Source organism: Bifidobacterium sp. LH_743 (assembly GCF_056355775.1).
In genome coordinates, this window is record NZ_JBKESZ010000002.1 from 240,899 (window position 1) to 252,088 (window position 11,190).

At 61.3% G+C, this 11,190-nt stretch carries 13 protein-coding genes and 1 pseudogene; 8 read left to right on the plus strand and 6 right to left on the minus strand.

Annotated features, from left to right (window positions below; translation table 11 throughout):
- Positions 1–5: 5 nt before the first annotated feature.
- The 8 genes from AC1ATL_RS04240 to AC1ATL_RS04275 all read left to right on the plus strand — a co-directional run bounded on the left by AC1ATL_RS04240 (position 6) and on the right by AC1ATL_RS04275 (position 7,048).
- Entirely contained in the window at positions 6–1,958 is a 1,953-nt protein-coding gene (locus tag AC1ATL_RS04240; RefSeq protein WP_476568727.1) for a type IV secretory system conjugative DNA transfer family protein, read from the plus strand.
- Positions 1,955–3,442: a hypothetical protein gene (locus tag AC1ATL_RS04245; protein WP_476568729.1), complete on the plus strand. Its 1,488-nt coding sequence runs from the start codon at positions 1,955–1,957 to the stop codon at positions 3,440–3,442. Before AC1ATL_RS04240 ends, AC1ATL_RS04245 begins: the two co-directional genes overlap by 4 nt.
- On the plus strand, positions 3,439–4,776 hold the full coding sequence (locus AC1ATL_RS04250; RefSeq protein WP_476568730.1) for a hypothetical protein: 1,338 nt from the start codon (positions 3,439–3,441) through the stop codon (positions 4,774–4,776). The genes AC1ATL_RS04245 and AC1ATL_RS04250 overlap by 4 nt, the downstream gene beginning before the upstream one ends.
- A 21-nt stretch (positions 4,777–4,797) precedes the next feature.
- Positions 4,798–5,553 carry a hypothetical protein gene (locus AC1ATL_RS04255; RefSeq protein ID WP_476568732.1) on the plus strand — a complete coding sequence of 252 codons (756 nt, stop codon included), beginning with the start codon at positions 4,798–4,800 and terminating at the stop codon, positions 5,551–5,553.
- A gap of 6 nt (positions 5,554–5,559) precedes the next feature.
- Positions 5,560–5,934: a hypothetical protein gene (locus tag AC1ATL_RS04260; RefSeq protein WP_476568734.1), complete on the plus strand. Its 375-nt coding sequence runs from the start codon at positions 5,560–5,562 to the stop codon at positions 5,932–5,934.
- 168 nt (positions 5,935–6,102) lie between these two features.
- The gene (locus AC1ATL_RS04265) at positions 6,103–6,480 is read left to right on the plus strand and encodes an XRE family transcriptional regulator (protein WP_204442751.1); all 378 of its coding nucleotides are present in this window, start codon (positions 6,103–6,105) and stop codon (positions 6,478–6,480) included.
- 26 nt (positions 6,481–6,506) lie between these two features.
- Positions 6,507–6,728 (plus strand): hypothetical protein, encoded by a 222-nt coding sequence (locus AC1ATL_RS04270; RefSeq protein WP_204442750.1) that lies wholly within the window; start codon positions 6,507–6,509, stop codon positions 6,726–6,728.
- Positions 6,725–7,048 carry a type II toxin-antitoxin system YafQ family toxin gene (locus AC1ATL_RS04275; RefSeq protein WP_204442749.1) on the plus strand — a complete coding sequence of 108 codons (324 nt, stop codon included), beginning with the start codon at positions 6,725–6,727 and terminating at the stop codon, positions 7,046–7,048. Before AC1ATL_RS04270 ends, AC1ATL_RS04275 begins: the two co-directional genes overlap by 4 nt.
- A 204-nt stretch (positions 7,049–7,252) precedes the next feature.
- On the opposite strand, the gene AC1ATL_RS04280 is transcribed toward AC1ATL_RS04275, so the two are convergent.
- From AC1ATL_RS04280 to AC1ATL_RS04305, 6 genes and pseudogenes are all read right to left on the minus strand, one after another.
- Complete coding sequence (locus tag AC1ATL_RS04280; RefSeq protein ID WP_151905541.1) at positions 7,253–7,486, minus strand: hypothetical protein; 234 nt, start codon at positions 7,484–7,486, stop codon at positions 7,253–7,255.
- Between the two features lie 37 nt (positions 7,487–7,523).
- On the minus strand, positions 7,524–7,976 hold the full coding sequence (locus tag AC1ATL_RS04285; protein ID WP_476568738.1) for a hypothetical protein: 453 nt from the start codon (positions 7,974–7,976) through the stop codon (positions 7,524–7,526).
- Between the two features lie 19 nt (positions 7,977–7,995).
- Positions 7,996–8,523: a hypothetical protein gene (locus AC1ATL_RS04290; RefSeq protein WP_476568740.1), complete on the minus strand. Its 528-nt coding sequence runs from the start codon at positions 8,521–8,523 to the stop codon at positions 7,996–7,998.
- A gap of 98 nt (positions 8,524–8,621) precedes the next feature.
- A pseudogene (locus tag AC1ATL_RS04295) lies at positions 8,622–8,894 on the minus strand (addiction module antidote protein); the annotation flags it as partial.
- Between the two features lie 335 nt (positions 8,895–9,229).
- Entirely contained in the window at positions 9,230–9,880 is a 651-nt protein-coding gene (locus tag AC1ATL_RS04300; protein WP_476568742.1) for a hypothetical protein, read from the minus strand.
- A 239-nt stretch (positions 9,881–10,119) separates the two neighbouring features.
- Positions 10,120–11,103, minus strand: coding sequence for a hypothetical protein (locus AC1ATL_RS04305; protein WP_476568744.1), 984 nt, complete (start codon positions 11,101–11,103; stop codon positions 10,120–10,122).
- Positions 11,104–11,190 lie beyond the last annotated feature (87 nt).

Sequence of the window (11,190 nt, forward strand, 5' to 3'; positions counted from 1 at the left end):
AACGTATGTCGGAACACCGGATCACGGCCCGCCGCGGCTACGACCGTGAGGAACTCAACGCGGACAACCGCAGCCAGGTCATGGGCGTGTGGCGGAGATTCGAATCGTCGAAGACGGGCGAATGGCTCGCCCGCCACACGAACCTGCTGGAACGGTTGAGCGACGAGGAAAGCCATCTCGTGGTCCGTGCGGGCGCGCTCGTATGCGTGCTCGCGTTGATCCTGTCGATGGTCATGTTCCTCGCCGCCAGGGGCGACATGCTCGCCTGGACGCTGCTCACCCTGCCCGTATTCGCCGTCGCGTTCCTGCTCGTCATGGTCCTGTGGATCTTCTGGGACGCGTACCGTGATTCCGAGGAACGCGCCGCCGACTGGATCTCCACCCGTCCGGGCATCGCATCCTGGCGTCAGATCGCCGCCGGCTACGGGCCGCGGGCCATCAACCGTGACGTGGTCCCATCCGTCCTGCCGCGCATGCTGGCGGATTTCCGCGACCGGAAGCCGGGCGCCGTCCACCCGCGCGCATGGCATGCCGCCTGGTATGTGGGCAAGTCATGGAACATGGAGGTGTGGCTCGGTTCGGAACGCCACATCTACGTGCTGGGGCCGACCCGTTCCGGCAAGACCGTGAGCGTCGTCATCCCCGCCGTGGTCGAGGCGCCGGGCTTCGTGCTCGCGACCTCCACGCGAGGCGACATCATCAAAGCGACCCGTTATCTGCGCGAATGCGGTGTGAAGGACCGTGTCCGCGGCGCGGCGTTCGGTAATCGCGGGCCGGGAACGACGCACATCTTCGATCCCGAAGGCGTCGCGGAGAACGATCCGGACACGCGGCACAACATGCGTTGGACGCCATTGCAGGGTTGCGACGATCCGGCCGTCGCGATGCGCCGCGCGCAGACCATGGTCGCGATCGGCGGCATGGGAAGCGGCTCGAACAACCAGGAGTGGGGCGTCTCCGCCGCGCAGTACGTGCAGGCCATGCTGTACGCGGCGGCCATCGCCGACCGGACCATCAACGACTGCTACCGCTGGAGCCTGTCGCCGGAGGCCGCGCAGGAGGCCGCCGACCTGATCCGCAAGTACACGCCGGAACGCGAGATGGACCGTTGGGCCGCGACGTTGAACGCCCTGCCCCACGTCGATCCACGCCAGAAAGGCTCGGAATGGTTCGGCGTGAAGAACGCGTTCAGCATCCTCGCCGACCCGAACGTGAGGGCGCGCATGAACCTGAGCCCCTCCGACCCGCGACTGATCGACCCGAAACGCATGGTGCTGCGCGGCGACACCGTGTACGTGCTGTCCAAGCCCCGCCGTGACGGCGGCGTCGCCGGCAACGCGGGCATCTTCGTGAGCCTCCTGCTCGACACGTTCCAGGAGGCGTGCCAGGACCTCGCGTTCGACAAGGCCTCCGGCTCGCGCGGCAAGATCGAGCCTCCCGCACGGTTCGTGCTCGACGAACTGTCGAACATCGAGAAATGGCCCGGCCTGCGCAACGCCATCACCCAGGGCGGCGGCAACGGCTACCAGCTGATCATCGTGGAACAGTCCCGCCAGCAGATGGCCGACGAGAAGGACGGGTACGGCAAGGCCGTGGAGCAGACCGTCTGGGAGAACTGCCATCGGATCATGCTCAAGGGCGTGTCCGACGACGAGACGCTGAAATGGTGGATCAGCCAGATCGGCACGCACCACCATACCCGCCGCGAATCCTCCTGGAATCCGGGACAGGGACCATTGGGCGGTCTGACCACACGCCACGAACGCGAGGAATCCGTCACCCAACAGGAACTGAGCCTCCTGCCCGTCGGATACGCGCTCGTGGAACCATTGGGCCAGGCGCCCGCCCTGGTGCACATGATCATGTTCCACGACCGCGACTGGTGGCGCGAGGGATTGGAGGACCTGCGCCCCTCCGCGGGCCAGGCATGGCATGAGACGGAAGGAGCGACCGCATGAGCGACGACGCCGTGGACAAGTTCTTCGACGAGATGGTCTCCCCCGCGTCCACGCCGACGGAATCCACCCCGCCGGACGAGGCCGACAAGCCCGGGGAACCGGATGCGGTCATGGACGACGCCACGGGACGGGACGAGCCGGAGTATGGGCCGTCCACCCCGGGTGGCGTGACGGACGGTTTGGAACGGCCGTCGTTCTGGACCGACGACATGGAACGCGACTTCCAGGAGGAAGTCAGGACCATGTTCGACGACATGGTGAACAGGCAGCGTGGCGAACTGTCCGTCAGGGAGCAATGCGAGCACGCGTACGAACAGCTGACCGCCGCCGTGAACGGCAAATACAAGGAGCTGACCGGCAGGGACCTGCCGTCCTCCATGGCGCGCAACCTGGACCAGCTGCTCACGCAGATCACCATGGCCCCGCTCAACGAGCCGGAGCATGGTCCCGGCCTGTGGGCCAAACTTCCGCAGAACTCCCTCGCCACCATGGTAGAGGCCCGCCCGTTGGACCTGACCGGCTCTCCCACGCGCATGGACATCGATCTGATGATGCTGCACACCATCCGCATGGGCCGGTTCCTCACCACGCATTACGTGGATTGGGCGCGCACCCTGCCATCCTGTTGGATCCGCCACGACGACGTGGTCCAGGAGGTCTACTCGCTCAAATGCTACATGGACATGATCGTCGCGAGCCCGAACGGCGGCCTGTACGCGCCGACATTGCAATCGTTGATCCACTCGTCGTTGGAACGCGTCAAGGGATACCTGTCCTCGGCCGACACGTCCAGCGCGGACCACAAGCACCACCTGTCCATGGCGGACGACCGTAAACGCGAACAGGCGCGATGCGACGAGTACAGGCATTGGTTCGAACGCGACGGCGGTTGGGCCGGAGAGCCCGGCTTCGGACCGTCCTGGCGGTTCGCGAACGCGTCCGAGGGATTGGACGCGGTATGCGATCTGATGACACCCACCCGCGTCGATGACGAGGATGATCGGGACGACAAGGCATTGTCCGACCAGGTCGACAAGTGGCGCGCCGGATTGGAAGGCCTGCGCGGCAACTATGCCATGGACCACAAGCCGGAGCATCTGGCCGCCGCGAGGAATGACGAGGAACGGATCCGTCGCGCCCTCCTGGACTACACGACACGTGAACGGTCGAGCCGTGACCGGCTCGACCGTGCTGTCACGGCCGCCGTCAGACTCACGCGCGGCCAGGAACGCTCCATGCTCATGACGGACGAGGACCGCCGCGAGCTCGCCGATCTGATCAACCAAGGACGGAGTATCCTCCGCGAATACGGAAGCAGCCAGTTCGACGACGCCTACCAGCCATGCTCCATCGACATGCAGGACGATCTGACCGAACGGTTGAACCGGCTTGTGGACGGTGATCCAGCCAACGTGTTCGACCGTTGCGACCGTATGCTCGACCAGTTCGACGACGTGTTCGAACGTGGAAAGGACGGACGATGAGCAGCGAACAGCCCAGCCTGTTCGACCAGTTGACGCCGTCGGACTCGCTGCGTGACGACCTCGCATGGATCGACTCCCTGCAGGAAGACACGCAGGAGGACGGCAAGCCCGCCAGGCAGGAACGCAAGCCACGCAGACGCCGCGGCCGGAAGAACATTCCAACCGAGCACGAGCCTGAACAGCCCACTCCCCCGCCACCGCCGGCCAAGCCCGAGCATGAGCCTGAACAGCCCATGCTCATCGTGCCCGACATGATCCAAACGGATGAGCCCATCCCACCGGCCGGATTGGAGGTTCCGACCACCGTGATCGACCAGCCCGACCCGGAAACGCCGGATGGGAGTCCGGCCGAAACCACCGTGATCGGACCGGAACCCGAATCCGAAACGACCATCCTTCCGGAAGAGGTGTTGGAGGACGTGGCCGACCCCGACTCGCCCTCCGGCGACCCGAAGGCCATGACCTGGGTCAAACGCGGTCTGATCATCGCGGGCGCCGCCATCGTGCTGCTCATCATCCTCGCCCTGGCGGGCTCCCACTCGACGGCCGTCAAGGAGAAAAACGCCTATGAGCGCGTGCAAGCGTCCATGAGCCAACTGGCCGCATGCAACGGCAAGGCGAAAACCACGGTCGGCGACGCCGACAAGGCCGGCGTGGACGATAAGGACGTGGACACGCTACGTGACCTCGTCGCATCGAACGGCAAACTCATCCGGTCCAAACGCGCCGGCCTGTCCATCAGCGAGTCCGAACGGCTCTCCACCAAGGCCGACAAGGCCACGAAACGAACCCGCACACTGGCCGGCAAGGTCGACCGGCTCGTCAAAGCCAAGCCGTTGACGGACGCGAGGAGGAAATGCCGGGACGCGTTGGACAAGGCCGTGAAAACGTCGACGGACGCGAAACCATCGGATGATGCGACCCGCGCCGCGAAGGCCACGTTGGACAAGCTGATCGGCCAGGCCCGCAAGCTCGATGCGAAAACCACCGTCGACACGTGGAACGACATGGCATCCAAGCTCGACAAGGCGCGCGGGAACCTCTCCCAGGCGTTGGACGCGAAAGCCAAAGCCGACGAGGAAGCCAGACGGCAGGCCGAAGCGCAGGCGCAAGCCCAACAGCAAGCCCCGCAACAGCAACAGCAGACGATGCCCTCGCCGACGCCGCAGTACCGCCGCTCTTCCGGCTCAGGCTCCACCAGCGTGCCGCAAGGCAACGGCGGAGGAACCACGAACAACAACAATGGCGGAACATCCAACGGCAACTCCGGCGGATGGTACGTGCCACCGGAAACCAACGACAACAGTCTGCCGAGCAACGACTCAAGCCTCTGACAAACGGGAAAGGAGCACACAATGGGAAAGAACAAACATCGTCAGGCGTCCACGCCCGAATCGAAGAAGCAGGCGGCCGTCTGGTGCGCGATCGCCATCATCGCCATCACCGTCATGGTCCTGGTCGCCAACCCATGGAAACAGCAGACGTCCGCGACGTCCACGCCGCAATCCAGCCAATCCGCGCAGACACGATCCCACAAACAGAACAAGAAAAAGAAGACGACGAAACCGTCCGGCACCCTGCAACAGCAGGCACAATCCATGTTCATCGGCGACGCGGAACAGATCGCCGACGACGTGCGCGACCTGTTGAACGCGCCGGAGAACTCGAACGTCGACACGCTCGGCAACCTGCTGTACCGGCACGACCGGCAGGACCTCGCCGAAGCGACGGACCTGTACGACGCGATCGGACAGCAGAAGGACATCGACACGATCCGCAGCCTCGCACGCGAATGGTATCCGCAAGCCATGCAGGCCGGCATCGAGGCGAGACGTGACGACCTCTCGTCCGGATTGGACAACACCGCGCGCGAGGTCGCCACCATCGAACGGGACGACCTGTCCGGCACGCAAGGCTGCGGCGATCTCAAAGCCGCGTACGAGACCGCGAGACGACTCGTGGACTCCAAGTCGGATGATTACGACGCTTTGACCAAAGCCCAGCAGAATCTGACCACGGCGATGAGCGGCTGCGCGACCAACCTCGATCCGACGGACCGGGAGAAAGTGTTCGGCCAGCCGCAGGGAACCCTCAAGGAAGACAAGGAGTAGGAGAACATGGCCACCAAGAACAACCGCTCCTGGAAGGCGCTGCTGCCACGGAATGGCGGCCTTGGAGTCTGCCCGCAGATCGGCAGGGTGAAGATCCCGCCCGTCTGCCCACGTCCCATACTCAACCTCACCGGTGGCAGACGTATCAAAACCGTCCGCGCCTGCTGGTTCGAAGGCGGCGAGGCGCGTTTCGTCTCCCTCATGCCGTCGACCGGCCGCATGCGCAAGGAACTGGAATCATTGAAGGGCGGCGAGACGGTCGAATTCATCGGACGTCCCTGCGAATGGCATGACATGTCTGGACAGAACTACTACATCGTCATCGTCACCGACATGGACGTCATCGAACCGGAAAGCTTCGGAAACATGTCCAAAGCTTAAATATGGATGGGCTCGTCTCCGCACGTAACGCGGGACGAGCCCAATCTCAGAATGTTGGAACTGGTTCAACGGAGACAATAAGTAAATATACCTTTACTTGTTAAGTAAATAGGTGTAGACTATTTTATGGAATGCGAGGCATCATCCGACGTCCTGAAAGGAACCGAAATGAGAGGACCAATGAACGTGACCGCCGCAGCCGAACGTTCCGGTGGCCGGTGGTCCGTGGAGGTGCCGGAGATTCCCGGACTGTTCACGCAGGCCCGGCGACTCGACCAGGTTGACGCGATGGTGCGCGATGCCGCCGGCATGCTCGGCTGCGAGATTGGCACCGTCACCGTGGAGCCGAAGCTTCCCGAACGGGATGAGCGCATGCTCGCCGAGCTGCTGGACGCACGCAAGCGGGCCAGCGAGGCGCAGTCGCGCGCGTCCTCGCTCACCCGCGACGTCGTGGATGCTCTACGGGCCCAAGGCATGACCGTGCGCGACGTAGCCGCCGTCATCGGCGTCACCCCGCAGCGGGTCAGCGCCCTCGCCAACACCTGAAGCCAAGAAACCGAAAGGAACGTATCATGACAGCGATAGAATCCCTACCCGCATACAGGGAAGCCGAGGTCGCGGCGAAACGCCGTGGAGAGAATCTTGGCTCCCTCATCGACGCGTTCCTGGCCGGCTACGCCAGGGGCGCCTCGACGAACAGCCTCGCCGCGACACCGCAGCCCGGAGACACCGTGCTGCGCGACGAAGCGGACTGGCGCATGCTGCGCGACGAGATGCACGGGGAAAAGCTATGAGTCTGACCATCGCCTTCTCATCCGAAGCCAAGCGCGATCTGAAAAGGCTCTACAGGCGTCATCCGAGCTATGCGGACGAACTGCTCGACATGCTCCACGACGAGGTGCGAGTCCAGGGACGCGTGCCCGACGCCTACGACCCTCACATACTGGACAATCCGCGGGCGGCATACAGCGGAGCCCTCGAATTCCACTTCATGGACGACGTTCTCGTGATCTGCTCTCCACCCACGCCGCGCGAGTTCCTGCGCATACTGCATATCTGCACCCATGCCGAGCTTAAAGCCGGGCGATGCTCGGACGAATGGCCTCGTGGCTGACAGCCGATCATCATCCCCATGACGGTCCCCTCACCAATACGAACAGTCTAGGTGTGGGACCGTTCCATGCTTGACAACTTGCCCCACGATCTCTTCCGTTCCTTTCATACTCCGTATTGAAATTGGTTCATTGTAGCTGTAAAAACCATGGTAGCGCCCGCGATAATGCCCATAAAGGCTCTTCCCCTTCAATCATGAAGGATTCTATCTTCCATCATCCCGATCCCACTCTTCCAGCAGGTAATAATTACGGACAAGTGTTTCTTGGTCCAGATTATCCATTTCTCTTGTAGCGCCATCAAGCTCATCGTATAGAGAGCCCAGATAGCGGTCCCCGCGTTTGATGGCGTCGACGAGGTCGTTGATGGCTTCGGCGGTGATTTCGGGAATCGGGAATGGCCAGTCTTTCGGCCTGCGAATGAATGGTATTTGTTCCATATGGGGCTTCTTTCCGGTGTAGCTGCTTGATATCGTCTCAATCATATTCATGTGGTGACGTGTAATCCTCCAGTTGTTGCAGGAACCACTGTCTTTCCTCCAGCTTCCGCTGGAGGTCTGCGATATCCCGCTTCTCCTTTTCGACCTCCTCCGACGTCCGGTCTATGATGTCACGCACCGTAAGCGTCTTGTCATGGGAAGCGGATACCGAATCGGCCCGTTCCAACGACGGAAGTGCGGCATCGTTCCCGGAGATCAACGCCCGGTCGACCGAATCATCGGAGGAAACGTGCTCGGCGGTCCAAATGAAACCGCAGAACACCCTTGTGACGATCGACGCAATTACGAGCTTGGGGCGTGCCCTCGATCGTCCCGTCTCCCTACACCAGTCGGCGGCGTCTCTGACACTGTCGAACTCACGGTCGGGCAGTCCGCCGCCTTTTCTTTTCACGATGCAGGCTTTATTGTTGGCTCTAACGTGATCAATCATGATGTCTCCCCTATGATCCCTAAGCGAGTGGCCCACGGCGGATCCCATTCGCACCGGTAGACGTGGATTCGACGACCAGCGGGCAGGCTATCTCCATCACGTAGAAGACCGCGCAGAATCCCAGGAATGCGAATACAGCGGGAATCCACTGGCCGAGACGCGCCAGTATCACCGCCAACGGCAGTAGTCCAAGAAGCAGAAAGCCCTGCCACACGCCTTCCGGACTCCGAACCTCCGGGAAAACCCGCACGATGAGAGCCGCTGCGGGAAGGATGGCGAGGGATCCACCCGCGCACACCCTGAGTGCCATGGTGGGAATCTTGATGTCGAGGAAACGGAACGAGCCGAAAATGAGCCAATTGAATAATCCGTATGCAAAATCAAAAAGGCAGAAGCAGAACGGGATGACCTCACTGGTGTAGGCGAGGATTTCACCTGCGGCAATGTCCGAAAGGACGTTCCAGTGTTTCGCCAAGCGGCAGAAGAGCAGTGGTACGACGACGCCCATCAGACAGCCACAGCAGAGTCCTATCAAATCCTTCATCATTCATCCCTTCCGGTGGTCTTCAATGCCTTGCCGTTCGCCTTGTATAGGCCAACCTTGCTGCCTTTGATGCGGATCCCATTCGCACCGGTGGACATGGATTCGACGACGATGCGGCCTCCGAGTGCGTTGACGACCTTGACGATGGTGCGGAAGCTCGGATTACCTTCCCTGTTGAGGCTTTTGTAGAGGCTTTCGCGGCCGACGCCGGCCTCTTTGGCGATTTGTCCCATGCCGCGCGCCTTGGCTATGTCTCCTATGGCCGCCTGCATAAGAGATGGATCGCCGGTTTCCGCCGCAGCGTTGAGATACGCAATGGCGTCCTCCTCACTTTCAATGTATTCGCTGGCATCGAATTCGCTGATGTTTACCATTGTCCCTCCCTGACTAGTGATGCGAGCATCTCCTGTGCCTCCTTTATGGACTGTCCTGCCCGGTTTTGTCTCCACCGGCGAGCAGGAGCATGATCCGGTCGCCTTTCTGGGCGAAGTAGACGCGGTAGCCGGGACCGAAGAAGAAATGCAGTTCATTGATGCCCTTACCTCATACCAATCATTGTATCCTATAAGATACAGCAATACAAATGCTGTCCTTAAAACCAGCAGCACTCTGCAATGTGTTTTGGGTTATGGCCTCTATCGTATTAGACGAAAAAACAGGGCCGATTTGGATTTCTCGACCCTGTCTTCTTTTCGGTTTTTGGACGATGTCACTCGCCCGGCTGGTTTTGCCCGGACTGTGCCGGAGCCTGAGTCTGCTGCTCGGCTTGCGTCTGCTGGTTGGCGAGCATCTGCTGCTGGATGAGCACGCTGTTGGCCTGTGCGGTGTACTGCTTCTCGGCCATGTGCATGCTTTCCTCATGACGCAACTGGTCGGCGTCCGTGAACACGCGGGTCTGGATCTCCTGGGCGAGACTCATGAGCTTGTCCTTCTCGAGGATGCTCACGGTGATGGCGTTCGCCCCGCCGGACGGATCATGGAAGGTCAGGGTGGCGCTCATCACGTTCGCGAAGTTCGCGACGGCGACAAGCAGGCACACGATGGCGACCAGGGCGTTGGAGTCAAACATGCCGAAGCCGACGAACAGGAAGATCAAACCCCAGACGAGGCTGCCAAGGTTGAATCTCGTGTTCGTATCGACGCTGGCGATGTTGCGCAGCGGGATGGTCTTGGTGGCCGCGCCCAACGGGATCAGCCCGAACAGGGTGTTCGGCGCCTTGTACTGCACGCGCGTGCTGGATGCGGCGATCGAGGTTTTGAGCCAGAAGATGATCACGCTCGGACTGAAACGGTCTCCGACGATGTTCTTCTCGCCGGGCGCGTAAGTGAATTCGGTCATGGTCTGTGCGGTTTCGGCCATGTTCTTCTCCTTTGCTTTTCATTGTGTTTTTCTGCCCCTCTCTCTTTCTCCCGTATGGGCGTCGGAGAGAGGGAACGGTCTGGTTGGTTCCGCCGTGCGAACCTATTGGCGGATGATGGCGGCGGATCTGAGTTTCTCGAAGTCCCGCCGGCTCACGTGTCGTTTCGCCCGGGTCCAGAATTCTCTGAGCTCCCTGCCATCGGATGCCTTACGTCGGTTTCCGCTTGTTTCGTTTGTTCTCATGGTTCAAGTCCTGGATTGTCCGGTCCGTTCGCCGCCGCGTCCTGGTCGATGGCCGGGTCCGGCAGCGGAACATTCGATTGGATGCTTGGGAATTCCAGAAGTTCCCGCTTCGGAACGGGAGTCTCCTCCGAATCGACGCCGAGCCGGTAGATTCGTTCGAATCTCTTGCCCAGATAGGTGCCGTCCGTCGTTTCCTCCAAAACGGTGCAGTGCAGTAGGTCCGGGAGGAACACCTCGCTTTCGTTGGACACGTCTCCCCTGCTGCCGACCATCGGCACTCCCTGGGAGGCGCCCTCGATTACGAGGAGGATTCCCCCGCCCCCGAGCCAATGCGGGGTGGTGACCGTCGTGGACAAGCCCGGTCCCATGGTCACCCGGTCTCCCACGTTGAAATCCATCAGGGCGAGATAGTCGTTCGTTTCCGGGGTGTCATGGCCCTTGCAGCTTCCCGTGGCGAGCGTGCGCAATAGTCTCAACCGTGGGTCGAGCTGTCGGACCTGATGCTGCCGGTATGCCTCCTCGGCGGCTTTCCTGCCCCATGGGGTGGGTGGCAGCATGCCTTTGGGATTGTCTTGCGGAACGAGACGCATGTACGACATCCCATCGGTCACTCCGGCTTGTTTCCTGACGTTTTCCCTGTACTCCGGATCGGTGTCCAGGGATTGTTCGACCAGGTCGAGGACCAGTTCCAGGGAGTTGGTGGAGGTTGCTTTGTCGGCGATGATGTTGACGTCCTCGAACAGTCGTTCCGTGAGATGGTTCAGATCGTATCTGTCACGCGACATCGACGTTTGCTCGTCTTCGATCTCCGTATGCAGCCGGTTATGCCTGCGCATCTTCATGAAGGACCATGGATGTTCCGGCGTCTCCGACCGCATTTCCTCTTCCAGGTCCTTGATCGTCCGGTCTTGTTCGGCCAGACGGTCGGATAAGTCTTTGATGGTTTCTATCCGTGATCGGATTTCCTCGGCTTCGGCCATTTTGGATGGAAATACCTTTCTGTTCGTTCCATCCGGTTCACGTGCGGGCATGCCGATATCGGAGAAGGACCGGAAAGGATTGGTTCC